20 protein-coding genes and 1 pseudogene are annotated in these 23927 nt (G+C 72.8%); 10 read left to right on the top strand and 11 right to left on the bottom strand.

All coding sequences use genetic code 11. The annotated features are described in order from the left end of the window. Positions 1 to 152: 152 nt before the first annotated feature. Positions 153 to 839, top strand: a complete 687-nt coding sequence (locus AW27_RS03550; RefSeq protein WP_037916527.1) for a hypothetical protein — start codon at positions 153 to 155, stop codon at positions 837 to 839. Positions 840 to 941: 102 nt separating this feature from the next. On the opposite strand, the gene AW27_RS03555 is transcribed toward AW27_RS03550, so the two are convergent. After that, positions 942 to 1460, bottom strand: coding sequence for a hypothetical protein (locus tag AW27_RS03555; protein WP_037916524.1), 519 nt, complete (start codon positions 1458 to 1460; stop codon positions 942 to 944). Positions 1461 to 1835: 375 nt separating this feature from the next. On the opposite strand from AW27_RS03555, the gene AW27_RS03560 reads away from it, so the two are divergent. Further along, the gene (locus AW27_RS03560) at positions 1836 to 2498 is read left to right on the top strand and encodes a class F sortase (protein ID WP_037916520.1); all 663 of its coding nucleotides are present in this window, start codon (positions 1836 to 1838) and stop codon (positions 2496 to 2498) included. Positions 2499 to 2532: 34 nt separating this feature from the next. Here the strand turns inward: AW27_RS03560 and AW27_RS03565 are convergent, their stop codons facing one another. Then, positions 2533 to 3447: a polysaccharide deacetylase family protein gene (locus tag AW27_RS03565; protein WP_037916517.1), complete on the bottom strand. Its 915-nt coding sequence runs from the start codon at positions 3445 to 3447 to the stop codon at positions 2533 to 2535. Positions 3448 to 3553: 106 nt separating this feature from the next. Beyond that, positions 3554 to 6856, bottom strand: a complete 3303-nt coding sequence (gene lysX, locus AW27_RS03570) for a bifunctional lysylphosphatidylglycerol synthetase/lysine--tRNA ligase LysX (protein ID WP_037916514.1) — start codon at positions 6854 to 6856, stop codon at positions 3554 to 3556. Positions 6857 to 6940: 84 nt separating this feature from the next. Here lysX and AW27_RS03575 point away from each other — a divergent pair, with 84 nt between their 5' ends. Next, positions 6941 to 7402, top strand: a complete 462-nt coding sequence (locus AW27_RS03575; RefSeq protein ID WP_037916511.1) for a universal stress protein — start codon at positions 6941 to 6943, stop codon at positions 7400 to 7402. Between the two features lie 129 nt (positions 7403 to 7531). Here the strand turns inward: AW27_RS03575 and AW27_RS03580 are convergent, their stop codons facing one another. Next, on the bottom strand, positions 7532 to 8734 hold the full coding sequence (locus tag AW27_RS03580) for a CapA family protein (RefSeq protein WP_037916509.1): 1203 nt from the start codon (positions 8732 to 8734) through the stop codon (positions 7532 to 7534). A gap of 270 nt (positions 8735 to 9004) precedes the next feature. On the opposite strand from AW27_RS03580, the gene AW27_RS03585 reads away from it, so the two are divergent. Both AW27_RS03585 and AW27_RS03590 read left to right on the top strand, forming a co-directional pair. Further along, positions 9005 to 9577: a sigma-70 family RNA polymerase sigma factor gene (locus AW27_RS03585; RefSeq protein WP_052030076.1), complete on the top strand. Its 573-nt coding sequence runs from the start codon at positions 9005 to 9007 to the stop codon at positions 9575 to 9577. A 216-nt stretch (positions 9578 to 9793) separates the two neighbouring features. Beyond that, a complete protein-coding gene (locus AW27_RS03590) occupies positions 9794 to 10258 on the top strand; it encodes a hypothetical protein (protein WP_052030222.1) in 465 nt (154 codons plus the stop codon). Between the two features lie 13 nt (positions 10259 to 10271). Here AW27_RS03590 and AW27_RS03595 read toward each other — a convergent pair whose 3' ends face one another. From AW27_RS03595 to AW27_RS03610, 4 genes are all read right to left on the bottom strand, one after another. Further along, positions 10272 to 10661: a DUF485 domain-containing protein gene (locus AW27_RS03595; RefSeq protein ID WP_037916501.1), complete on the bottom strand. Its 390-nt coding sequence runs from the start codon at positions 10659 to 10661 to the stop codon at positions 10272 to 10274. Positions 10662 to 10687: 26 nt separating this feature from the next. Beyond that, the gene (locus AW27_RS03600) at positions 10688 to 11548 is read right to left on the bottom strand and encodes an Fpg/Nei family DNA glycosylase (RefSeq protein ID WP_037916498.1); all 861 of its coding nucleotides are present in this window, start codon (positions 11546 to 11548) and stop codon (positions 10688 to 10690) included. Positions 11549 to 11632: 84 nt separating this feature from the next. Continuing rightward, the gene (locus tag AW27_RS03605; RefSeq protein ID WP_037916496.1) at positions 11633 to 13696 is read right to left on the bottom strand and encodes a SpoIIE family protein phosphatase; all 2064 of its coding nucleotides are present in this window, start codon (positions 13694 to 13696) and stop codon (positions 11633 to 11635) included. A gap of 7 nt (positions 13697 to 13703) precedes the next feature. Then, positions 13704 to 14927, bottom strand: a complete 1224-nt coding sequence (locus AW27_RS03610; RefSeq protein ID WP_052030075.1) for a DUF6777 domain-containing protein — start codon at positions 14925 to 14927, stop codon at positions 13704 to 13706. A gap of 212 nt (positions 14928 to 15139) precedes the next feature. On the opposite strand from AW27_RS03610, the gene AW27_RS03615 reads away from it, so the two are divergent. After that, positions 15140 to 16585 (top strand): lipase maturation factor family protein, encoded by a 1446-nt coding sequence (locus AW27_RS03615; protein ID WP_037916495.1) that lies wholly within the window; start codon positions 15140 to 15142, stop codon positions 16583 to 16585. Positions 16586 to 16731: 146 nt separating this feature from the next. Here AW27_RS03615 and AW27_RS03620 read toward each other — a convergent pair whose 3' ends face one another. Beyond that, entirely contained in the window at positions 16732 to 16905 is a 174-nt protein-coding gene (locus tag AW27_RS03620; RefSeq protein ID WP_157840165.1) for a hypothetical protein, read from the bottom strand. A gap of 328 nt (positions 16906 to 17233) precedes the next feature. On the opposite strand from AW27_RS03620, the gene AW27_RS03625 reads away from it, so the two are divergent. Continuing rightward, the gene (locus AW27_RS03625) at positions 17234 to 17695 is read left to right on the top strand and encodes a hypothetical protein (protein ID WP_201773393.1); all 462 of its coding nucleotides are present in this window, start codon (positions 17234 to 17236) and stop codon (positions 17693 to 17695) included. Between the two features lie 16 nt (positions 17696 to 17711). Here AW27_RS03625 and AW27_RS03630 read toward each other — a convergent pair whose 3' ends face one another. Then, positions 17712 to 19199 (bottom strand): SDR family NAD(P)-dependent oxidoreductase, encoded by a 1488-nt coding sequence (locus AW27_RS03630; protein ID WP_037916493.1) that lies wholly within the window; start codon positions 19197 to 19199, stop codon positions 17712 to 17714. A gap of 290 nt (positions 19200 to 19489) precedes the next feature. Here AW27_RS03630 and AW27_RS03635 point away from each other — a divergent pair. After that, positions 19490 to 20224 (top strand): annotated as a pseudogene (locus tag AW27_RS03635) (DMT family transporter); the annotation flags it as partial. Between the two features lie 102 nt (positions 20225 to 20326). Here AW27_RS03635 and AW27_RS03640 read toward each other — a convergent pair. Then, positions 20327 to 21580: a transglycosylase family protein gene (locus AW27_RS03640; protein ID WP_037916490.1), complete on the bottom strand. Its 1254-nt coding sequence runs from the start codon at positions 21578 to 21580 to the stop codon at positions 20327 to 20329. Positions 21581 to 21764: 184 nt separating this feature from the next. On the opposite strand from AW27_RS03640, the gene gndA reads away from it, so the two are divergent. Further along, on the top strand, positions 21765 to 23210 hold the full coding sequence (gene gndA, locus AW27_RS03645; protein ID WP_037916488.1) for an NADP-dependent phosphogluconate dehydrogenase: 1446 nt from the start codon (positions 21765 to 21767) through the stop codon (positions 23208 to 23210). A 369-nt stretch (positions 23211 to 23579) separates the two neighbouring features. Beyond that, positions 23580 to 23921, top strand: coding sequence for an ArsR/SmtB family transcription factor (locus tag AW27_RS03650; protein ID WP_037916485.1), 342 nt, complete (start codon positions 23580 to 23582; stop codon positions 23919 to 23921). The last annotated feature ends 6 nt before the right edge of the window (positions 23922 to 23927 follow it).

The following is a 23927-nucleotide window of genomic DNA, read 5'->3' on the forward strand; positions in this document are numbered from 1 at the left end:
GTCCCCGGTTCGGCCTACGACCATGCCCCATTCGCCCGTTCCTGATCGCGGGCCCCGGCACCCGCACCTAGCGTGGCGGACATCGAGGCGCACGACCCCCCACGTGCGGAAACCGTTCCGCGGCTGCTCCTCGGGGATCCGGAGAATCAACCATGGGTGCGATACGTACCTCCGCCACCGCCCTGCTGAGCGCCGGCGCCACGTTCGCCGTACTCACGCTCGGAACCCTCGGCGCGCCCGCCGCGTCCACGGCCGAGAGCCCGCCCCGGGCCCAGGCCGGAGCGCAGGCCGAGAAGCATGTCGGGGCACGGGGCGGCACCCCGGCCCAGCCACGGGCCGGAGCCCGGGCCCCACAGGTCACTTCGTTCGGTTTCACGCTCACCCCCTCGACGGTCGCCCCCGGCGGCCAGGTGGTGCTCGCGGTCAGCGGCTGCAACGCCGCCTACTCCACGGCCTCCTCCGGTGTGTTCGACACCGTGAGCATCGCGCGCGGCCAGAGCGTACGGGCCACCGTGGACCGGGACGCCCGCCTCGGGGCCGTCTACTCCGTCTCCTTCACCTGCAACGGCGAGACGGGCTCGGCCGACCTGACGATCGCCGGCGGCACGAGCAGGCCCACCACCAGTTCCACGAGGACCGCCACGGCGACGGCGCCTGCGGCGAACACCGTCACGACCCCGCTCGCGACCACCTCCGCCCGCGGTGTCCGCGGCGGCCTGGGCGGCAGCGCGGCCGGAATGGATCCGGTGGAACTCGGTGTGGGTGCGGCCCTCTTCCTGGCCGCCGCGGGCGGCACCGCGTACGCCCTGCGCCGCAGGACGTCCCACCGCGGTCACTGAGCACCGGGGTCGCCCCCTCCACCGCCGGTCGCCCCGGGCCCTCGGGGAGGGCTCGGGGCGACCGGCGGGAGCCGATGGTGCCTGACCGGGGGGCCGGATCGGTCAGCTCCGTCCCCGGAGCGGACGGCGGCGGCGCATCACGTGGGCGCCCGCTCCCAGGGCGGAGATCCCGACCAGGCCCGCTCCGATGGCCGTCTCGGCGGTGGACGGGCCGATGGAGCCGCCGATGCCGCCCTGGGAGGGGTTGCCCTGGAGGATCCGGAAGCGGGCCGTGGCGACCAGGTTGCTGTCGTTGCACTTGACCGACAGCGTGTGAGTGCCCGGCGAGGCGTGGTTGAAGACCCGCACGGTGGCGAAGCCGATCGACCCGGCGGACAGGTTCGCGGGCGGAAAGTTCCCGTGCGAGGCGACGGTACCGCCGTGACCGCAGCCCGCCGCGCTCACCTGCATCGTGGATCCCTGGTGCACGGCGTACGGGTTCACCGAGATGTTGCTGGGGCCGTTCCCGCCCCCGTTTCCGCCCCGGCCCCCGGGGTCCTGGTTCGCGGAGGCGAGCGGGGCACTGACGCCGAGGACGGCACAAGCTGCCGCCGTCACGGTAAGAGCGCGCAAGACACGCATGGTGGAACCTCCAGCGGGAAGCGCCCCGGAGCGTCGGCCCCGGATGATCGACGAGAACGCCTCCCACGTCGAACCCTCGGGTCGTCCCGCAACCTCCGCACTTCCGGCTTTGGGCCGCCCGGTTGAGCGACACGCCGGAGCGCGGACGGTCTGGCTGACGGATCCGCAGGTCACGACCCGTCAGTCATTTATGTGACGATTACCTGGATGGGCGCATCCCTTCCGGCGCCCTCCCACCGCCCCCGCGGCCGCGGCCACCCGTTCGCCGCTCCCCCCTCGCCGACCCGCCGCCCCGGCCTTAGCGTGCGGGGAACAGGGCGTACCGGGGTGGGACAGGAACGCGGGTCGGGACCCCCGCGTCGGGAAGGGAGAACGATGGGCGAGGACGAGGCAGGGCAGTCACGAAGGCGCTCACCGTGGGGCGTCATCGCCCTGGTCATGCTCACCGGCCTCGCCATGGTGCGGAACGGCGTGAACATGGACGGCGGACCGCCCCAGCCCACCGCGGCCTCGGCCGTCGCGGTGACGGCCGACCAGTTGCCGGCGAATCCGCCGAAGCCGCCACCGGACATGGAGTTGCTGGAGCACTCCTCGGTGCAGCGCATCCGCATCCCCACGATCAGCGTGGACGCGCCGGTGATGACGGTCGGGCTGGACGCGGAGGGCTGGATCGACGCGCCGCCGCCGCAGGACCGCAACCTCGCCGGCTGGTACCTCAACGGCATCTCGCCGGGGCAGCGGGGCTCGGCGGTGATCGTGGGCCACGTGGACAACGCGCAGGGTCCGGCGGTCTTCTACGGGCTGGGCTCGGTCAAGCCGGGCAACCACATCGAGGTGGAGCGCTACGACGGGCGCACGGCCGTCTTCGAGGTGTACGGGGTGGAGGTGTTCTCCAAGGACGCCTTCCCCGGGGCTCGCGTGTACGGGGACACCGGGCACGCGGAACTCCGCGTGATCACCTGCGGCGGCGGTTACTCCAAGGCCCGCGGGTACGACGGAAACGTGGTCGTCTTCGCACGGATGGTGGAGTCCCGCTGAGGCCGGGCCGGGGCCGCGCGGCCCCGGCCCCGCGTCAGTGCAGCGCCGCCACGGCGGACAGGGTGGGCAGTGTCATCCGGTACCCCCGGGCGAGCAGTTGGGGCAGGTAGGAGTCGATGGCCCGAACGCTCTGCGACCGGTTGCCGCCCGCGTCGTGCGACAGCACGATCGCCCGGGGCCCCGCGCCGCGCAGGACCCGGGAGACGATCGTCGTGACACCCGGCTCCTCCCAGTCCAGGCTGTCCACGGTCCAGGCGAGCGGCTCCATCCCCAGCTCGGCCCCGATCTCGAAGGCGGCCCGGTTCCACGCTCCGTAGGGCGCCCGGAACCACTGCGGCGCTTCGCCGACGACCTGCTGCACGATCTCGCTGGTGCGGCCGATCTCTGCGGCGAGGGCGGGCCGGCTCAGCTTGGGGATGTGCGGGTGGGTCCAGGTGTGGTTGCCGATGACGTGTCCCTCGGCGGACATGCGGCGCAGCAGGTCCCGGTTCTCCGTCGCCATCTCCCCGCAGACGAAGAACATCGCGCGCATGTCGTAGCGGCGGAGGGTGTCGAGGATGGCCGGGGTGTAGCGGGGGTCCGGTCCGTCGTCGAAGGTGAGCACCATGGAGCTGTCGGTGCCCGCGCCGGCCGGGAGTTCCAGGATGGGCCGGGTCCGCACGGCCGGCTTCACGGCCGCGGGCCGGGCGGGGGCGTCCGCCGTCATGGGGCGCAGCCGGTAGGCCTTCTCGGGCAGCGCCCCGGGGAGTCCGCCGGGGCCCGCCGCGAGGTTCGGACCGGGTCCGGCGGCGGGCCCCGGTGCGCCGCCCGCGCCCGGTGCACCGGGCACCGTGGGTGCACCACCCTCGGTGCCGTTGCCCGTGGTGATCAGTCCGGCGGCCGCGACTCCGAGGAAGACGGCGGTGCGCAGGAGCACACGCCGCCCTACTGTCGGCTCGTCTTTTTTCATTATTACTACGTATCAACGGCATCCCCGCAGACGTCGAGAGGCGCGGACGCTCCCCGTTGCGCTCACCCGTGCGGACCAGCCGTGCGGCGCGTCAGCCGTGCGACCGTCAGCCGCGGCGCACCAGGGGGAAGGGGAGGGTCTCGCGGATCGTCAGGCCCGTGAGGAACATGACGAGTCGGTCCACGCCGACGCCGAGGCCGCCCGTGGGCGGCATCGCGTATTCGAGCGCGTCCAGGAAGTCGTTGTCGAGTTCCATGGCTTCCGGGTCGCCGCCGGCCGCGAGCAGGGACTGGGCGGTGAGCCTGCGCCGCTGCTCGACGGGGTCGGTCAGCTCCGAGTACGCGGTGCCGAGCTCGGTGCCGAAGGCGACGAGGTCCCAGCGCTCGGCGAGCCGGGGGTCCCGGCGGTGCTGGCGGGTGAGGGGGGAGACGTCGGTCGGGAAGTCCTTGTAGAAGGTCGGCAGTCCCGTCCTCTCCTCCACCAGCCGCTCGTACATTTCGAGGACCACGTCGCCGCGGGTGTCCTCCGGCCCGTGCGGCACCTCGGCCCGGTCGCAGAGCCTGCGCAGGACGTTCTCCTCGGTGTCGGCGTCGACCTCCTCGCCGAGGGCCTCGCTGATCGCCCCGTACACCGTCCTGACCGGCCAGGGGCCGGAGATGTCGTGGACGACGAGCTTTCCGTCGGGCCCTGCCCTGTGGGCGACGGGCGAGCCGAAGGCTGCGGTGGCGGCCCCCTGGATCAGTTCCCGCGCGAGGTCGAGCATGACGTCGTAGTCGGCGAAGGCCTGGTAGGCCTCCAGCATCGTGAACTCGGGGTTGTGCTTGTAGGAGACGCCCTCGTTGCGGAAGGTGCGGCCCATTTCGAAGACCTTCTCCATACCGCCGACGCAGAGCCGTTTGAGGTACAGCTCGGGCGCGATGCGCAGGTACAGGTCGAGGTCGTAGGCGTTGATGTGGGTGCGGAAGGGCCGGGCGTTGGCGCCGCCGTGGATCTGCTGGAGCATGGGGGTCTCGACCTCCAGATAGCCGCGGTCGAGCAGCCCCTGGCGCAGGGCCTGGACCGCGCTGGAGCGAGCCCGTACGACGTCGCGCGCCTCGGGGCTGGCGACGAGGTCGAGGTAGCGGCGCCGGACCCGCGCCTCGGGGTCGGCGAGACCCTTGCGCTTGTCCGGCAGGGGGCGCAGGCACTTGCCGGTCAGCTGCCAGGACCGGACCACGAGGGAGAGCTCGCCGGTCCTGCTGGCGCCGGGTTCGCCGGTCACCAGGACGTGGTCGCCGAAGTCGACCCGGGCGGTGAAGGAGTCGAGCACCTCGGCGCCGCTCTCGTCGCGGGTGAGCATCAGCTGTATGTCTCCCGACCAGTCGCGCAGGACGGCGAAGGCCACGCCGCCGAGGTCGCGTACGACCATCACGCGTCCGGCGAGAGTGGCCTGCTCGGCGGTGCGGCTGCCGGGCGGGTGGCTCGGGTGGGACGCCTTGAGCTGGGCGACGGTGTGGGTGCGCGGCCGGATCCCCACCGGGTAGGGGTCGGTGCCGGAGGCCCGGATGCGGTCCAGTTTGGCATGGCGGACGCGCACCTGTTCGGGCAGTCGCTCCACGGGCACCCCGGGGAGCTCCTCCCCCACCGCGTCCAGGCCGAGGGAGTCGATCGGGGGCAGTCCTTCCGTCGTGGCGGGGGCGGTGACGCCCTTGGGGTGGCCGTTGCCCCACAGGGTGCGCAGGCTGGGTACGGAGACGAACCCTTCGGCGATGCCGGAGGCGAGGCTGACCCGGGCGAGCGAGCCGGCGTCCTGGTAGCAGAGGAACCGCGGGTACCACTCGGGGCCGTATTTGACGTTCGAGCGGTACAGGGCCTCCAGCTGCCACCAGCGGGAGAAGAAGAGCAGCAGTTTGCGCCAGACCTTCAGGACCGGCCCGGCGCCGATGCGGCCGCCCTCCTCGAAGGCGGAGCGGAAGACGGCGAAGTTGAGGGAGATGCGGCGTACGCCGAGGGCGGGGGCGGCGGCGCACAGTTGGGCGACCATGAACTCCATGACCCCGTTGGGCGCGGTCCGGTCGCGGCGCATCAGGTCGAGGGAGATGCCGTCCCTGCCCCAGGGGACGAAGGAGAGCAGGGCGATCAACTCGCCGCCGGCGTCGAAGGCCTCGACCAGCAGGCAGTCCCCGTCGTCCGGATCGCCGAGCCGGTCCAGGGCCATGGAGAAGCCCCGTTCGGTCTCGGTGTCCCGCCAGCGGTCCGCCCGGTCGATGATGGTCCGCATCTCGTCCTCGGAGAGGGCCGAGTGCCGGCGGATGACGGTGGTCGCGCCGGCCCGCTCGACGCGGTTGACGGCCTGGCGGGTCACGCGCATGTCGCGGCCGTCGAGGTCGAAGCGGGCGACGTGCAGGATGGCTTCGTCGCCCAGCTGGAGGGCGCTCAGCCCGGAGCGGGCGAAGGCGGTGGCGCCGTCCTCGGAGGCGCCCATCACGGCGGGCTGCCAGCCGTAGCGGCCTGCGACGGCCAGCCAGGCGTCGATGGCGGCGGACCAGGCTGCCGGATCGCCCACCGGGTCGCCGCTGGCGAGGCAGACGCCCGCTTCGACGCGGTAGGTGACGCCGGCCCGTCCGTTGGGGGCGAAGACGACGGCCTTGTCGCGCCGGGTGGCGAAGTAGCCGAGCGAGTCGGACCGCCCGTAGGCGCCGAGGAGGGCCCGGATCCTGGGCTCCTCGTCCCCGTGCAGGGCGGCGGTCAGCCGCTGGGAGCGGAACAGCGTCGCGGCGGCGTTGAGCAGGGCGGCGGCGCCGAACAGGCCGAGGAGGAAGTACAGCGGCCTGGGCGGGCGGCCGTCGAACTGCCGGGCCGAGAAGAGGCCGCCGAAGACCTGCTTGGCGGCCCAGTCCAGCCACTGGCCGGGGGGCAGGCTGCCGGGGAAGAGGGCGACGAGCGCCCAGCCCAGGAGGACGGCGGCGAGCATGCCGAGGCCGAGCACGATCAGGGCGTGCCACAGTGCCCCGGGCCGGGACGCGGCGTAGAACTCCTTGCGGGCGGCGACCAGTACGGCCGTGGCGGCGACGGCCAGGGCCAGCGAGGAGAGGCCGATCCCGTAGTCGCCGACGGCGATGTCCAGCAGGTCGTCGACGGTGAGCAGGGCCAGATAGGTGATGACCATCCACCAGGCGACCTTCTTGCGGGTGCCGAGGGCGGCCGCGAAGAGGAAGAGGAAGACGGCGTAGGCGAGGTTGGCGCTGACCGGTACGACGATCAGGTCGAGGAAGCGCACGACGTGGTGCAGGAGGCGCCGCAGTGTCGGGGAGAGCGAGAGCAGTGCGCACAGCAGGCCGATGGTCCCGAAGAACGCGCCGAACGCGTCGGGAACCCGGTTCAGGAAGCGGTTGCGGGTTCCGTGCGTCTCCTGCGCGGTGGCACTCATGGTTCGCACTGTAGGGAGGGGGTCGCCGGTGCGCGCGCCGAGCGGGTGGGGGCGTCCGGCACGTCAGCGCCTATCCTCACGAGGGTGACGGAGCACGTGAACACGGGATTCGAACGCGGTACCGACGGTCCGAAGGTGATCCTGGCCGGGGTGGACGGTTCGGAGTCCTCACTGCGGGCGGCGGCCTACGCCGCCGGGCTGGCCCGTCGGCAGAACGCACTGCTGGCGCTGGTGTACGTCCAGCCGGTGGTACCGGCCGGGGCGGCGCTCGGTGCGCCCGTGGCCGACACCACCGGGGAGATCGCGGAGGGCCTGGTGGCCGAGATCCGTGCGTCGGCGGAGCGGCTCAAGGGCGTCTACGAGGTCCGGTGGGAGTTCCACACCTTTCGCGGCGACCCCTACGCCGGCCTGGTGAGCGCGGCACAGGAGCTGATGGCGGACGCGGTGGTGGTCGGCGCCTCGGAGCAGGCGGGCCACCGCATCGTCGGCTCGGTGGCGGTCCGCCTGGTCAAGGCGGGCCGCTGGCCGGTGACCGTGGTCCCCTGACCGCTCCGCCCCGTCCCGCCCCGTCCGGGTCGCTTCCGCGTCCGGTCCGGGCCGGGCGGGGTGGGGTGGGGCGGGGTGGGGCGGGGTGGGCCCGAGGGCGCGCCGGATCCAGCCCGGGGCGCCGAGCGCCTACGAGGCGGCCACCAGGCCGTCCTTGGCGGCGCCGCGGCTGAGGACGGCCTCGGTGATCTCGTCCCGCGCGGCCTCGTAGTCCTCCCGGCCGGGGTTCTTCGCGAGGGCGTCGGGCAGGTGGACGACGCGTCCGGTGGACAGGTCCATCATCTGCGGCACGAATGCGGCCTTGGTGACCTGCCAGCGCTGCCCGGCCGCGGCCGGAGGGGCGAAGGTGAAGCGTGCGATCGAGCCGTAGTTGCCGCGCATGTCCCGGGCGCCCGTGTAGTTGAACATCTCGCCCGCCACCTGGTCGCCCATGCCGTAGACGATCCAGGTGCCGTTCACCTTCTCGTAGGGCTGCGGAATGTGCGCGTGGGTGCCGAGGATCAGGTCGATGTCGGGCCGGCCGGCGGTCTGCGAGCCGGTTAGCGCCCTGCCGAGCGAGAGCTGGGTCTCATCCGGTTCGGTCTGCCACTCCGTGCCCCAGTGCAGGCTCACCAGCACCACGTCCGCGCCCGCCTTCCGGGCGGCCCGGGCATCCGCGACGATCCTGTCCGGCTTCATCAGGTTGACTGCCCACGGCTGGCCGTCGGGCAACGGATAGCCGTTGGTGTCGTAGGTGTAGGCGAGGTGCGCCACGGTGGCCGAGCCCGCCGTGTAGGTGGTCACCGCCGCCGCCTCGGCCGCCGTACGGGCGGATCCGGCGTGCCCCAGGCCGACCTTGTCGAAGCGGTCGAGCGTGCGGCGCAGCCCGGCGGCGCCGTCGTCGAGGGTGTGGTTCGAGGCGGTGGAGCACCCGTCGTAGCCGGCGTCCTTGAGTCCGTCGGCCACCTCCGGCGGTGACATGAAGGCCGGATATCCGGAGAAGGGACCGCCCTCCTCCCCGTAGATCGTCTCCATGTGGCAGAGGGCCAGGTCGACTGCCGAGACCACGGCCTTGACGCCGGAGAACATGGGCCTGAAGTCGTAGCCGCCGCCCTCCCCGTCGTCGGCCGCCCGCCGGATGACCGAGGTGTGCGGCAGCACGTCACCGCTCGCGACCAGTGTGAAGCCCTTGGCGGCGGGCGCTCCCGCGGCGCTGGGGGGAGCCGGAGGACCGGAGTCGCCGAGGCGGGCCGGTGCGGTGTCCCCGGCGGCCGAACAGCCCGCTGCCGCAGCGGTCAGCAGGAGGGCGGACAGGAGGACGGCCGCCCTCGGCCCGCGGGTGCGCGTGGTCATCAGTCGAACTCCCATTTATACGACTATCTGACAAGTCATCATCTGCAATCCATAGAACAACGCGCGGCAAGTCAAGGAACGGAGCCGTGGCGGACCCGGGCGCCCACTCCGACGGCGTACACGCGCCCCCCTGCCGTTCGCCGCGCCGTTCGACCGTTCACCGCCCGGCACAGCCGCCCGTCGGACCACCCGGGTGCTTGGGCGCAACGCCGGGGCCTGACGGTTCCGGGTCGGCTCTGCGCAGGTCAGGGTGGACGGGGCGCCGCCCCCATGGACCCCCACGCACCCCGGAAGGAGCCACTCGTGCCGCTCTCCCCCACCCTCCCGCGTACGGATCCCGAAGCACTGGCCGAACTCCAGCGCGACCACGGGCGGGCGTTGTTCGGATTCCTGGTCGGCCTCACCGCCGGCGACGCCCAACGGGCGGAGGACCTCGTGCAGGAGACCCTCGTACGGGTCTGGCAGCACCCGGAGGCCCTGGCCAGCGGGCACGACTCCATGCGGCCCTGGCTGTTCACGGTGGCCCGGCGGCTCGCGATCGACGCCCGGCGGGCCCGGTTGTCGCGCCCCCTGGAGGTGGACCCCGAAGGGCTGGAACAGGCGCCCGCACCCGAGGACGCGGTGGCCGGATCGGTCACGGCGATCGACGTGCGGCGGGCGGTGGGATCCCTGGGGCCGGAGCACCGCGAGGTGCTGCTCCAGGTCTACTTCCGGGACCGGTCGGTCGCGGAGGCGGCCGCCGAACTGGGCATCCCGGCGGGGACCGTCAAATCCCGCACCTACTACGCCCTGCGCGCCCTCAGGAAGGGCCTCCAGGGGTACGGCTACGGACTCGGCGCCTGAGCAACGGATCCCAGAACGCCGCGAAGGGATGAGGACCGGACAAAAAGCGCTTCGAATTCGACATAAGACCGTCCAAGTTGAGTAAACATCCCCCGCTCCGTGAGCCCCTCGGTGAAGGCTCGGTGCTGACGACGGGACGCTCGACGCGCGGGAGAAGGTGGGACGGTGCAGCCCGAGGGTACGAACGGCACCAGTGACGGCGGGCTCGCGGTGCCCATGGCCTGGCTCTATGCCGAGTACATCGCCGACGAACTGCTGCGCACGGGCCGGCTGATCCCGGCCGGAACGCTGGAGTTCCGGGCCGGACGGGACACACTGGCCCTGACCATCTACCTCGCCGACGCGGCCGGCGAACTCTCCGGGATCCGCGTGGTCTCGCAGCTCGACGAGTGGCTGTCACTGACGGCGTACGGACACCCCTGGCGCGACTGGGTGCACACCCGCTTCCTCGACCTGGGCGAGGCGGCCCGGGAGCGCGGCCGCGGCGAGGACCCCGATCTGGAACTGGCCCGGGCCGCCTGGCGCTGGCTGGACGGCACCGAACTGTTCGCGACCAACCTCGACCCGGGGCGCCACGACCACGCCGACACCCCGCCGGGTCTGGACGAGAACGCGCGCGTGTGGACCCCGGCCTGGCAGCTCGGGCTGCCCCTCGGCCACCTGGCGATGCACCTGTTCTGACCGGTGGCGACCGCTACGACGGCCGGTCGGCCGGATCCATCACCAGGCCCGTGAAATCGGCCTCGTTGCGCTCCGCCCGGCGGACGTACCATCGGGCGATCAGCCACATCACCGGGTACACGAGCAGGCCCAGCACCAGCCAGACCATCGGCCCCGACCTGGCCCTGGGCAGCACGAACACCAGCGGCAGCGACCCGACCAGCGCCGCCAGCGCGGCCAGCGCCCCCAGGCCCGCGCGCAACTGGCTGCGCATCAGGGCCCTGACGTAGGTGGCGCCGAGGGTGGTCTGCTCGGAGATCTCCGAACGGGCCGGGGCGTGGGCGGGCGCCCGCCGGCGGGCGCCCCGGGGCATCCCGGTGACGACCTCGCGCCGGGGCGCCGTCTGTTGCTCCTCCGCGGCCATGGTGCCGGAGTCTACGCAGCGCACCGCTATTTGAGGAGCCGTGAGAGCCGCCGGTCGGCCAGCGGTTTCCCACCCGTCTGGCACGTGGCGCAGTACTCCAGGGAGGAATCGGCGAAGGACACCGAGCGGATCGTGTCCCCGCACACCGGGCAGGTTTCGCCCGCCCGGCCGTGGACCCGCAGGCCGCTCCTCTTCTCGGCCTTGAGCTTCCCGGCGGCGACCCCGTGCGCCCGGCCGACCGCCTCGCGCAAGGTGCCCCGGACCGCGGCATGCAGCTGCGTGACCTGCGCCTCGTCGAAGGAGGAGGCGAGCTTGAAGGGCGAGACCCGGGCGGCGTGCAGGATCTCGTCGCTGTAGGCGTTGCCGATCCCGGCGATCACGCTCTGGTCCCGCAGGACGCCCTTGATCTGCCGCCGCTCCCCCGCGAGGAGCGCGGCGAAGGCGTCCCGGTCGAAGTCCTCGGCGAGCGGATCGGGGCCGAGACGGGCAATGCCGGGCACCTCCTGCGGGTCGCGGACCACGTACACCGCGAGCCGCTTCTGTGTCCCGGCCTCGGTGAGGTCGAAGCCGCCCCCGCCCGCGAGTAGGACGCGCAGGGCCAGCGGCCCCCTGCCGGGCCGCGGTGGCTGCGCCGGCAGGGTGTCCTGCCAGCGCAGCCAGCCGGCCCGGGCCAGGTGCGTGACCAGGTGGAGCGCACCGATCCGCACGGCGAGGAACTTCCCGTGCCGGGCGACGGCGGCGGCCTCCTGCCCTTCGAGGGCGGTCAAGGGCGGGTCGTACGTCTTGAGCACGCTGACCGCGAGCGGGAGGACGCGCTCCACCACCCGCCCGGTGAGGTGCTCGTCGAGGTACGCGCGCAGGGCCTCGACCTCGGGCAGCTCCGGCATGGTCCCAGCCTGCCGCCGCCTCGGGCGGAGCGCGAGCCGGCACGGGGCCGGGCGGGCCGCCGTCCGGGACCGCTCCCGGCCCGCTCAGCCCATGACGAACTCGCACCACACGCACTTGCCGCTGCCGCGCGGCTCCACGCCCCATACGTCCGCCATCCGGTCCACCAGCATGAGGCCGCGGCCCGAGACCCCGGAGTCGCCGGCCTCACGTCGGCGCGGGAGGGCGCTGGAGCGGTCGGCGACCTCCACGCGGAGCCTGCGTTCGTGACCCGCCAGGATGCGCAGGGTGACGATGGCGGGACCGTCCGTGTGCATGAGGGCGTTCACGATCAGCTCGTCCGCGACCAGCTCGATCTCGTCGGCCCGCTCCCGTGCGCCCCAGGCGCGCACCGCGGCCCCGATCATGTGGCGGGCGGCCACCAGGGCCTCCGGATCGCCCGGTGCCACGTGCTGCTGCAGACGGCCTCCGCCGGGCGGAGCCGGGGCGGGCCGGCGGCGCAGCAGGAGGAGGGCCATGTCGTCGTCGCCTCCGCGCTCGGTGACGATCTCGCACAGCCGGTCGGCGAGGAGTTGCAGGTCGGCGGGTCCGCTGCGGATGTGCGAGGTCAGGAGGTGGATCCCGTCGTCGAGGTCGGCGCCGGGGTGTTCGACGAGACCGTCGGTGCACAGCAGGAGCGTTTCGCCGGGGTCCAGTTCCACGGTGGTCACCGGGTATTCGAGGCGTCCGAAGTCCGCGGAGAGGCCGAGCGGCAGGCCGCCGCCCACCGGGAGCCGGTGGCAGTCCCCGTCGCGGGTGCGCAGCAGCGGGTCGATGTGGCCCGCCCGGACCAGTTGGAGCACCCCGGTGGAGAGGTCGGCCTCCACGTACGTGCACGTCGCGAAGCGCTCGGTGTCCAGCTCGTGCAGGAAGACCGATGCCCTGGCCATGACCGTGCCGGGCGAGTGCCCCTCGGCGGCGTACGCGCGCAGGACGATCCGCAGCTGGCCCATGACGGCGGCCGCGTGCGTGTCGTGGCCCTGGACGTCGCCGATGACGGCGCCGACCCGGCCACCGGGCAACGGGATGACGTCGTACCAGTCGCCGCCGATGTCCTGGCCCATCCGGGCGGAGCGGTAGCGTACGGCGATCTCGCCGCCGGGCACCACGGGGATCCGCCGGGGCAGCATGGCCTGCTGGAGCCCCTCGGCCAGGTCGTGCTCCTGTTCCAGCAGCATGGCCCGCTGGAGGCTCTGCGCGATGCTGCTGCCGAGGGCGACGAGCAGGTTGCGCTCCTCCTGGGTGAAGCCGTCCTTGTCCTGGTAGAGCAGTCCGATGGCACCGATCGGGCGTGCCTGGGCGATCAGCGGCAGGTAGGCGGCCGCGGAGATCCGCATGTACGAGATCTTCGCCCAGAGCGCCGGGTAGTCCTGGGCGAACTCCTCCGCCGAGTCGAGGAAGCGCGGCTGCAGGGAGCGGACCACCTCGCTCATCGGGTACTGCTCGTCGATGCGGGTGTAGCGGGTGCCGGGGACGAAGCTGCCCTCCGGCCCCTCGGCGACGAGGTGGATCCGGCCGGCTTCGACGAGGCCCATGACCATGCCCATGGAGCCCAGTCGTTCCAAGCCGTGCGCGTCGCCGAGCGCGTCGATGACGTCCCGCACCGTCCGGGCGTGGGCGAGGGCGGCGGTGGTGCTCTCCACCACCGATGTCTGCCGGCGCCGCTCCTCGTCGAGACCGAGCCGTTCCGCCGAGTGGCTGAGCTCCTCGGTCGCGTCCCGGACGATGCCGATGATCCGGTGGGGCCGCCCGTCCGCGGTACGCATGACACGGCCCTGGGTGTGCGTCCACCGCAGCCGACCGTCCCGGCAGCGGATGCGGAAGTAGGCGCCGTAGCTGTCCTCCTCGCTCTTGAGCGCGGAGGACACCATGGCGTCGAGCCGTGCCGACTCGGCCGGCGGGAAGCGCGCGGACAGCGACTCGGGCCGGCCGTCGTACTCGTCCGGCGCCGTGTCGAAGACGTCGAGGGCGGCTTCGTCCATGTGCATGAGACCGGTGAGAAGGTCCCAGTCGAAACTTCCCATGCGGTTGAGCGAGAGCGACCGGTCCGGGTGTGCGGGCCAGTCGTCCGGCAGCGATACGGTGGTCGGCACCGGTCCACCATGACACACCGGCCGGTCAGGCGCTCTCCAGCGAGAGGCCCTCGTCGGACGGCGCCGGCCGGAGGTCGGGGTCGACGTAAGGATCCGTGGAGGGATCCGTGGAAGGGTCCGGGTAGGGCTCGGCGTAGGGATCCGCGGAGGGGTCCGCGTAGGGAACCGCGAACGGGTCCTGGGGATCGTCGGGGTACGCCGGGAACGCGGGATCGGCGGGGTCCTGCCTCAGCGGGTCGGACGGGACGTCCGACGGCGGCCGCTTCTGCGGCTGCTGCGGCTGCCGCGGCCGGGTGGAGGGGTTCAGCGGTACGGCGGGGTCTTGCTGCGTGCCGATGTCCGGTGAGCTCTGCGGGTCCGACGGGCAGCCCGCCGTTGCTGATCCCGGGGCGCTCGGGCAGGGCGCCGGGGACGTGGCGGCGGGGCCGTTGGGGATGCCATCGGCCGGATCGTACGGGGGCAGGGCCTGCGGGGTGCGGTCCTGGGCGCCGCCGTCGCCCCGCTTGCGCTCGATCCAGGTGTTGTTCGCGATGTTGACGATCACCAGGTTGTTGATCACGTGGGTGGTGGGTTCGATGACGATGACCTGGTTGGGCTGGTAGCCGTTCCACGGATCGCCCTTGTGCACCGGGCTCCCCTTGGCCGCACGGGGGGCGCCGAGCGGGTTGCCGCAGCCGCACCGGACGCGGGGCATGCCGTGCTCGTCGACGAGCACGGCGGTGCCGGCCTGGAGGACGGCCTGGTAGGCGGCGGCCCGGCCGTCGCGGAATCCGTGGTTGGTGACACGGGTGTCGGCGCGCAGGACGACGGGGGTGAGGCCGCGCAGGAAGTCGGGGATCTTGGCCTCCTGGATTCCGGACGTCTCGGCGAAGGCGCGGGCCTTGGCGCTGTCCGCGGTGAGGTAGCCGATCTGCTGTTCCACGTCGCAGCTGCCGAGGCGCTGGGTGCCGCCGTAGAGGCCCGGGGTCGCCGCGCTGACCGTGCGGATTCCCTGGCCGGTGGGATTGGGCAGCGGGGGCTGGACCGGGGCCGACTCCGCGGTGGCCGACGATGCGGTGAAGGGGTCCGGGCCTGCGCTGGCCACCGGCTGGAGGTGTACCTCCGCACTCTCGGGTCCCGCCGCGCTGGTCGGCTCGTCGTGCCCGCCGCAGGCCACGGCGAACAGGCCGAGCAGGGCGAAGAGGGCCGCGCCGGCCGGTGCCTGACGACGCGACGCCTGACGCAGTGTCGGAAGTGACGGTCCGTTCACAATTTTCTCCCTTTCGCCCCGATTACTCCCTCTTGTCTGCCGCATCCACGCGACGGCCGCAACCGGAGCATCACTTGAACGCGTTCAAGGATGTTCGCGAGACCGTCCGGCGGGCTGAACGCGCTCACGCCGTGAGCCCGCCGGGACCGCCGGGACCGGCGGCGGCCGCACGGACTGGCCGATGCCCGCGAGCCGGCCGGATACTGGAGGCGATGGACTGGTTCACGGCGCCCGGGTACTGGCTCGCCCGGCTGGTCTTCCAGCGGGCCCTGGCCGGCGTCTACCTCGTCGCCTTCGTCGGGGCCGCGCTGCAGTTCAGGGCCCTGATCGGGGCGCACGGCATGCTGCCCGTGCCGCGCTACGTACGGTACGTGCCCTTCCGGCGCGCCCCGAGCCTGTTCCAACTGCGCTACTCGGACCGGCTCTTCGCCGGCTGCGCCTGGACCGGGGCCGCGCTGGCCGCGGCCCTGGCCGCCGGGGCGGGGGACCAGGTCCCACTGGCGCTCGCCATGGCCCTGTGGGCCGCACTGTGGCTGCTCTACCTCTCCATCGTCAACGTCGGCCAGACCTGGTACTCCTTCGGCTGGGAGTCACTGCTGCTGGAGGTCGGTTTCCTCGCCGTGTTCCTCGGCAACGCCCGGGCCGGTCCGCCGGTGCTGGTGCTGTGGCTGCTGCGCTGGGTGCTCTTCCGCGTGGAATTCGGGGCCGGCCTGATCAAGATGCGCGGGGACCCCTGCTGGCGCAGGCTCACCTGCCTGTACTTCCATCACGAGACACAGCCGATGGCAGGGCCGCTGAGCTGGTTCTTCCACCACCTGCCCCGGCCTCTGCACCGGATGGAGTGCGCGGCCAACCACGTGACGCAGCTGATCGTCCCGGTACTGCTGTTCACCCCGCAGCCGGTGGCCTCGTACGCCGCGGCGGCCGTGGTCGCAACACAGCTGTGGCTCGTGCTGTCGGGCAACTTCGCCTGGCTGAACTGGCTGACGATCACCCTGGCCGTATCGGCCGTGGACTTCACCCGCCTCGCCGGGTCGCCCCCGGCCGCCGCCGCGCAGCCACCTCCCCCGTGGTTCGCCGCCCTGGTCTGCGCCGTGACCGCCCTGGTCCTGGTCCTCAGCCGCCACCCGGTGCTCAACATGGTCTCGCGCCGCCAGGTGATGAACCGCTCCTTCGACGCCCTGCACCTCGTCAACACCTACGGGGCCTTCGGCTCGGTCGGCCGGGTCCGCATGGAGGTGGCGGTGGAGGGCACCGCGGACCCGGTACCACGCGAGGACGGCGCCTGGAAGGAGTACGGGTTCAAGGGGAAGCCCGGCGAGCCGGGCAGGCTGCCGCGCCAGTTCGCCCCGTACCACCTGCGCCTGGACTGGCTGATGTGGTTCGCGGCAATCTCCCCCGGCTACGCGCGGGACTGGTTCGGGCCGTTCGTGGAGCGGCTCCTGGCAGGCGACCGGGACACCCTGCGACTACTGCGCCACAACCCGTTCCCGGACGCCCCGCCGGTGCACGTGCGCGCCCTGCTCTACCGCTACCGCTTCACGACCTGGCGCGAGCTGCGCGAGACCGGCGACTGGTGGCATCGCACGCTGGTGCGCGAGTACCTGCCGCCGACCCGACTCACCCGGGCCCGGCACCCCGGGCCCGGGACCGGGTAGTACGGTCCCCCGCGGCCCCCGTCCCGGGCCGGTACGCAGGCCGGTGCGTACGGGACGCCTCTCAGGACAGGGCAGCGCCCCCGGTGCGGTGGGACACGTGGGGGCGCTTGGCACCGCTTCGCGGCGCGGCCGCGGAGCTTCGCGGACTAGTCGATGCCGGGCAGGATGTGGGCTTCCGCCAGGTCGTCCTCGTACCCGGCCAGCCGGATCGGGGCGGAGCGCGCCCAGACCTCCAGGCTTCCGAGTTCGTCGGACCGCGTCGTGGCGCGCGATCCGGTCCGCTCCAGCAACTTCGGTTCGGGCTGCGTCTTCTCAGTCACCGCGCACTCCTCTGTGTCGCGTAACCCGGCAGGCTGACCGCGGGCCGGGCAGGGGATCAAGGGTTCCGGACGCGGTGGCGCCTTAGTGGAGCGCGGCCCGGATGGGGGCCGTCTTGATGCCCCAGGGTACACATATGAGCGGACCTCCGCTCGATAGGAAGGCAAAATCCGCTGCGCCCTCTCAGTTTCGTCCCGAGTTCAGCAAGTCGTCGGCCGGCGGGTGCGTCACGGGTGGTGTGCTCGGACCCGGATGCGCAGGGCGCGACGGAGGAGGTCGACGGTGTCGGGGTCCGAAGCGGCGGGGGCCGAAGTGCCGTACGTCACAAGCGTGGTTGAGCTGATGGAGCTGCTCCGCGGCAGCCCCGACGAGCACGCCCTGCGGACCGCGGCGCTGCTCCGCCGCTCTCATCCCTCCGACAAGGAACTGCAGCTCGCGGGCTTGCTGCAGGACATCGGCCGGATGCTCCGTCCGGGTGACGGAGCGCGACACGTCGTACTCGCAGCGCAGGCGCTGCGCCCCCTGCTCGGCGATCGGGTGGCCCGGCTCGTGCAGCTCCACGCGTCGGCCGCGCCGGGCGGCGGCGGGGGCGACCGGCCGGGCGGTGACGCGGACGCGGTGGCGGCGCTGCGCCAGGCGCGCGAGACGGCGGCGGCGCCCGGCCCGGACGCGGGCGTGCTGGAGGACTGGCGCCCGCTGCTGGAGTTGGTGGCGGCCGGGTCCTGCCGGGCGGCCGGGAACGCGACCGGCCCCCTCGGTCCACCGAGGGGGCCGGTCACCGGCAGGCGGTAGGGCGGGGCCGCAGGGCTTACCAGTTCGCCGGGGCGTAGTCCTTGAGGAAGACGCCGAACAGGTCCTCGCCGGCCTCGCCGCGCACGATCGGGTCGTAGACCCGGGCCGCACCGTCGACCAGGTCGAGCGGGGCGTGGAAACCCTCCTCGGCGAGGCGCAGCTTGTCGAAGTGCGGACGCTCGTCGGTGATCCACCCGGTGTCGACCGAGGTCATCAGGATCCGGTCGGCCTGGAACATCTCCTGGCCGCTGGTCCGGGTCACCATGTTCATCGCGGCCTTGGCCGCATTGGTGTTCGGGTGGCCCGCCCCCTTGTAACCGCGGCTGAAGACGCCCTCCATCGCCGACACGTTGACGACGTAAGCGCGCCCGCTGGACGACTTCCGGGCGGCGTCGGCCATGGCCGGCCGAAGGGCGCTGATCAGGATGAACGGCGACGTGTAGTTGCACAGCTGGGTCTCGAGCAGCTCCACCGGGGAGATCTGGTCGATGGTCTGCACCCAGGTGTTGCTCTCGACGACATCGGGCAGCAGCCCGCCCGCGTCGATCGCGGTGCCGGCGAGGTGCCGTTCGAGACTGGCGTTGCCCGCGACCAGGGCGAGGTCGGCGACCTTCTGCGCCTCCAGGCCGCTCACCCCGACGGGCAGCGCCGCCAGGCCGTCGACCGCGCCGGAGTTGAAGGCTCCGATCACGTGGTGCGCGGGGAGTTCGCCGGCCGGCAGCGGTGCGCTCTCCCCCTCGACCAGTGCCGCGTAGGCGGTGGGCAGCCGGCGGACGGTCTGCGTCGCGTTGTTGATCAGGATGTCGAGCGGACCGGCCGCCGCGACCTGGTCGGCGAGGGCCACGGCCTGGGCCGGGTCGCGCAGGTCGATGCCGACGACCTCCAGGCGGTGCATCCAGTCCGCCGAGTCCTCCATCGCCTTGAAACGGCGGATGGCGTCCTTGGGGAAGCGCGTGGTGATCGTGGTGTGGGCGCCGTCGCGCAGCAGCCGCAGGGCGATGTACATGCCGATCTTGGCACGGCCGCCGGTGAGCAGCGCGCGCTTGCCGTCGAGGTCGGCGCGGGCCTCCCGCTTGGCGCGGTTCTCACCGGCGCACTTCGGGCACAGCTGGTGGTAGAAGTAGTCGACCTCGACGTATCGCGACTTGCAGACGTAGCAGGAGCGGGGGCGCTGGAGTATCCCGGCGATCCGGCCGGCCTCCGTGACCGAGGTGGGCAGGATGCCCTCGGTCTCGTCGTCGATGCGCTCGGCGGAGCCGGTCGCGGTCGCCTCGGTGACCGCCTTGTCGTTGGCGGTCTTGGCGGCGCGGCGCTCCTGGCGGCGGCGCTGCTTGACCGTGCGGTAGACGCCGGCCGTGGCGCGGCGCACGGCGATGGCGTCCGGGTGGTCGACGTCGATCGTGTCGAGTTCGGCGAGCACGTCGAGGCAGAGCGCCAGCCGCTCGGGGTCGATGCCCGGTCCGTAGGCCTGTGCCTGGTCCTGGCTGTCTTCGGTCACCGTCATGGCCGCTGCCGTTCCTTGGTCACTCGTCCGCATCCGCCTGCTGCGGAGGTCCTCAAAAGAGGAACTGTACGGATCGCACACGCCCCGAGCCAAACCCGTCGGCAGGAACCTCACGGACCGCGAACGGGCCGTCACCGTACGGGTCCACGGGGTGGCCGTGGGGCGGCTCAGGGGTGGCGCTGCGCTGGTGGACGAGCCACGCTGCGTACTCCCGTACTACGGCGGGAGTACGACTCGTGACCACCTGTGGACGGAGGAATAGCGCAGATGGGTCGGGCATTGTGGACCTTATGAGTGCACTGGCGCTGTCGGTCCTGCTCTGCCTCGTGTCCGCGGTGGCGTACGCAGGCGGTGCGATCGTCCAGGAGAGGGTCGCGACGAGTACCCCGGACCGGCGGTACGCGCCGCTGCGCCGGGGCGGTTGGTGGGTGGCCGTCGCGCTGAACGGCCTCGGTGCGCTGCTGCACGTGGTGGCGCTCGCCTACGGACCGTTGAGCCTGGTTCAGCCGCTGGGAGCGCTGACCATCGTGTTCGCGCTGCCGATGGCCGCCGTCTTCGTCCGGCGCCGGGCGGGGGCCGCGGCGTGGCGCGGCGCGGTGCTGGCCACCGTCGGACTCGCCGGTCTGCTGGCACTGACCGGCGGGAACGGCCGGGACCGGCAGTTCCTGGCGGGGGGCGAGCGGAGCCTGTTGCTGCTGGCGACCGGGGCCGCAGTGGCGGCGCTGTTCCTCGCGGCGCACCGGATGCACCGGGTGGTGCTGCACAGCGTGCTGCTGGCCGCGGCGGCCGGTACCTCCTACGGCATGGCCTCGGTGTTCACCAAGTCGGTCGCCGAGAACGTCGGGGCGGGTGCACCGGCCGGCCTGTGGCCGGATCTGGCGGCCGTCGCGGTGCTGGCCTCGGGCGGGCTGCTGCTGTCCCAGGCCGCCTACCGGGGCGCAGGACTGACCGCGCCGCTGGCCACGGTGACGGTGGTCAATCCGGTGGTCGCGGCGACCGTCGGGATCACGCTCTTCGGCGAAGGCTTCCGGCACGGGGCCGCGGGTACGGCGGCGGCGCTCGCCAGCGCCGCGCTGGCGGCGGCCGGCCTGGTCCTGCTCACGGCCGTGCCGCCGCACCGGCGCGGGTCAGATGCGGACGCCGTGGCCCCGCAGGTACTTCAGGGGGTCGATGTCGGAGCCGTAGCCGGGTCCCGTGCGGATCTCGAAGTGCAGGTGCGGGCCGGTGCTGTTGCCGGTCGAGCCGGAGCGGCCGATCCGCTGGCCCCCGGAGACCTGCTGGCCGGACTTCACACCGAGCGCCGAGAGGTGGGCGTACTGGGAGTACCGCCCGTCGGTGTGCCGGATGACGACCTGGTAGCCGTAGGCACCGGCCCAGCCGGCGGAGACGACCTGGCCGGGCCCGACGGACTTGACGGTGGTGCCGGTGGCCACGGGGAAGTCGACGCCCGTGTGGTAGCCGCTGGACCAGGAGGATCCCGCGACGCGGTAGGCGGTGCCGAGGGCGGCTTCGACGGGCGCGGAGAACCCGGCCGAGGGCGGCTTCTGCTGCGTTGACGCGGGCCGGGCGTCGGGCTTCGCGGCCGGCTTCTCGGCCGGCTTCGGGGCCTCCTTCACAGCCGGCTTCTCTGCGGCCGGCTCCGCGGGCTTGACCGGCTCGGCGGTCCGCGGGGGCTTCTCCGGATTCTGCGCGGGCGGGGCCTGCGGGGCGGTGGTGACCCGCATGGTGAGGCGCTGGCCGGGGAAGATCAGGTTCGGGTCGTCGCCCACGACGGCCCGGTTGGTCTCGTAGAGGGCCTGCCAGCCGCCCTCGACGCGTTGCTCGGTGGCTATCGCGGAGAGCGAGTCGCCCGGCGCGACGACGTACGGGTTGGGCAGCACCTTCGTGCCGGTCGGGCGCGGCGCGGCAGCCTGTACCGGAGCCGCCTTCGCCTCCTGGGTGCGGGGCTGTGAGCCGGTCTCGGGCTGCGCGGGCACCTGCGCGGCGAGGACCGGTGACGGCCCGCCGCGAGTGAGGCCGGCGCCCTTGCCGCAGTGGGGCCAGGCCTGGGGCCCCTGTCCCTTGAGGACCTTCTCGGCGACCGCGATCTGCTGTTCCTTGGTGGCGAGGTCGGCGCGCGGGGCGTGGGCGGTGCCGCCGAAGGCCCGCCAGGTGCTCTGGCTGAACTGGAGTCCGCCGTAGTAGCCGTTGCCGGTGTTGGTGCGCCAGTTGTTGGCCGACTCGCAGGCGGCGACCTCGTTCCAGGTGTCCACCGAGGCCGCTTGCGCCGCCGAGGCCCCCATCAGCGGGAGCGCGATCCCGGCGCCTCCCGCGGTCACGGCCAGCGAGGCCCGGTTGATACTGCTCGGCCGATACCGGCGGTGCCGGCCCCGTACGCCCATGGGAGCCCCCATCGAAGACATCAGGAATCGCACAACGTAACGTCGGGATCATTGCATGACAAGGGAGCAACGGGGCGCTGTTCAGCGGAACTTGACAATGACACGGCCGGCGTCGGCCTGGCCCGCCCCTCGGCGGGGTAGCGTCGGGCACAGCCCGCACACCGAAGCACGCAGGAGCGCACAGATGAGCACCAGCACGGCCCGGATCGGCGTCACCGGCCTCGCAGTCATGGGCAGCAACCTCGCCCGCAACTTCGCCCGCAACGGCTTCACCGTGGCCATCCACAACCGCACCACCGCCAAGACCACGGCACTGGTGGAGCAGTTCGGCCACGAGGGCGCGTTCGTGGCCGCCGAGTCGGCCAAGGAGTTCGTCGATGCGCTGGAGCGCCCCCGGCGCATCGTCATCATGGTGAAAGCCGGGGAGCCCACCGATGCGGTGATCCGCGAGTTCGCCCCGCTCCTGGAGGAGGGCGACGTCATCATCGACGGCGGGAACGCACACTTCGAGGACACCCGGCGCCGCGAACGGGAGCTGCGCGAGCAGGGCATCCACTTCGTGGGCGTGGGCATCTCGGGCGGCGAGGAGGGGGCCCTGCTCGGCCCGAGCATCATGCCGGGCGGCTCGAAGGAGTCGTACGCGTCGCTCGGCCCGCTGCTGGAGAAGATCGCGGCGAAGGCCGCCGACGGTACGCCGTGCACCTCCCACGTGGGCCCCGACGGCGCCGGACACTTCGTCAAGATGGTCCACAACGGCATCGAGTACGCGGACATGCAGCTCATCGCCGAGGCCTACCACCTGCTGCGCGAGATCGCCGGCTACTCCCCCGCGGATATCGCGGAAACCTTCCGGGGCTGGAACCGCGGTCGCCTGGACTCGTACCTGATCGAGATCACGGCGGACGTGCTCGCCCATACGGACGCCGCGACCGGGAAGCCGTTCGTCGACGTCGTCGCCGACGCCGCCGAGCAGAAGGGCACGGGGCGCTGGACCGTACAGACCGCCCTGGACCTGGGGGTCCCGGTGTCGGGCATTGCCGAGGCCGTGTTCGCACGCGCCGTCTCGGGCCACGGCGACCTGCGCACGGCCGCTCGCGGCCTCGCGGGCCCGGCGCCCGCCGCCCTGTCGCCGGAGGCGGCGGACGCGTTCGCCGCCCAGGTGGAGGAGGCCCTGTACGCGTCGAAGATCGTCTCGTACACGCAGGGGTTCCACCAGATCCGGGCCGGGAGCGAGGAGTACGACTGGAAGGTGGACCTCGGCGCGGTGGCCTCCCTGTGGCGCGGCGGCTGCATCATCCGGGCGGCCTTCCTGGACCGGATCCGCGCCGCCTACGACGCCAGGCCCGATCTGCCCAGCCTGCTGGCGGACGAGCGCTTCGCCGGGGAGATCGGGGCGGCGCAGGAGGGCTGGCGGTCGGTGATCACCGCGGCGGTGGGTGCGGGCATCCCGGTGCCGGCCTTCGCCGCCTCACTGGCGTACTACGACGCGCTGCGCGCGGAGCGGCTCCCGGCGGCCCTCACCCAGGGCCAGCGGGACTTCTTCGGAGCGCACACCTACCGGCGCACCGACCGTGAGGGTTCCTTCCACACCCTCTGGAGCGGCGACCGCTCCGAGGTCCGCACGGGCTGACGCCGCCGGGGCCTCCGGAGGGCCGTTGGGGCCGGGCAGGGCGTGCCGCGGAGCGGACGGGTGAGCCGCCGCGGGCGTCACCGGCCGAGGACGCGCGGCGGCAAGGGTCGGGCCCTCGGGCCCGACCCGACCGGCCAGCCCGCAGAAAGGGGGGCGCGGCCACCGAAAGGTGCGCGGCCATCGGCCTTCCCCGAGACCTGGAGGGGGCCCGCCCGAGCAGTGCCCGCGACGGCCGAAGGCGGATCACACCGTCCACGAATTGCAGAAGTTTGCAATTTCATAGATGCTGTGACGACTGTGCCCTCCGGGAGACCCGGGCACAGCGCCAGGCGTTCGCCCCTCCCGGGGTCGTGAGAAGGGTGCGAGACCGTGCCGGTTCCGCTGTACCAGGCCAAGGCCGAATTCTTCAGGATGCTCGGGCACCCGGTGCGGATAAGGATCCTGGAGCTGCTGCAGGCAGGTCCGATGCCGGTACGGGACCTGCTGGCCGCGATCGAGGTCGAGCCGTCCGCCCTGTCGCAGCAGCTCGCGGTCCTGCGCCGGTCCGGGATCGTCACCTCGACGCGCAACGGCGCGACGGTCGTCTACGAGCTGGCGGGCGGGGACGTCGCGCAGCTGATGCTGGCGGCACGGCGGATCCTGACCGAGGTCCTGACCGGGCAGAGCGAACTGCTGGAGGAACTGCGTGAGTCCGGGGTCGCGGCCCCGTGACCGCGC

Origin of the sequence: Streptomyces sp. PCS3-D2, from assembly GCF_000612545.2 — a bacterium.
Lineage (GTDB): Bacteria > Actinomycetota > Actinomycetes > Streptomycetales > Streptomycetaceae > Streptomyces.

Excerpts from the sequence above, each read along its gene's own strand:
- AW27_RS03550 (WP_037916527.1), top strand. The coding sequence starts at position 153 with ATGGGTGCGATACGTACCTCCGCCACCGCCCTGCTGAGCGCCGGCGCC.
- AW27_RS03555 (WP_037916524.1), bottom strand. The coding sequence starts at position 1,460 with ATGCGTGTCTTGCGCGCTCTTACCGTGACGGCGGCAGCTTGTGCCGTC.
- AW27_RS03560 (WP_037916520.1), top strand. The coding sequence starts at position 1,836 with ATGGGCGAGGACGAGGCAGGGCAGTCACGAAGGCGCTCACCGTGGGGC.
- AW27_RS03565 (WP_037916517.1), bottom strand. The coding sequence starts at position 3,447 with ATGAAAAAAGACGAGCCGACAGTAGGGCGGCGTGTGCTCCTGCGCACC.
- lysX (WP_037916514.1), bottom strand. The coding sequence starts at position 6,856 with ATGAGTGCCACCGCGCAGGAGACGCACGGAACCCGCAACCGCTTCCTG.
- AW27_RS03580 (WP_037916509.1), bottom strand. The coding sequence starts at position 8,734 with ATGACCACGCGCACCCGCGGGCCGAGGGCGGCCGTCCTCCTGTCCGCC.
- AW27_RS03585 (WP_052030076.1), top strand. The coding sequence starts at position 9,005 with ATGGACCCCCACGCACCCCGGAAGGAGCCACTCGTGCCGCTCTCCCCC.
- AW27_RS03590 (WP_052030222.1), top strand. The coding sequence starts at position 9,794 with ATGGCCTGGCTCTATGCCGAGTACATCGCCGACGAACTGCTGCGCACG.
- AW27_RS03595 (WP_037916501.1), bottom strand. The coding sequence starts at position 10,661 with ATGGCCGCGGAGGAGCAACAGACGGCGCCCCGGCGCGAGGTCGTCACC.
- AW27_RS03600 (WP_037916498.1), bottom strand. The coding sequence starts at position 11,548 with ATGCCGGAGCTGCCCGAGGTCGAGGCCCTGCGCGCGTACCTCGACGAG.
- AW27_RS03615 (WP_037916495.1), top strand. The coding sequence starts at position 15,140 with ATGGACTGGTTCACGGCGCCCGGGTACTGGCTCGCCCGGCTGGTCTTC.
- AW27_RS03630 (WP_037916493.1), bottom strand. The coding sequence starts at position 19,199 with ATGACGGTGACCGAAGACAGCCAGGACCAGGCACAGGCCTACGGACCG.
- AW27_RS03640 (WP_037916490.1), bottom strand. The coding sequence starts at position 21,580 with ATGGGCGTACGGGGCCGGCACCGCCGGTATCGGCCGAGCAGTATCAAC.
- gndA (WP_037916488.1), top strand. The coding sequence starts at position 21,765 with ATGAGCACCAGCACGGCCCGGATCGGCGTCACCGGCCTCGCAGTCATG.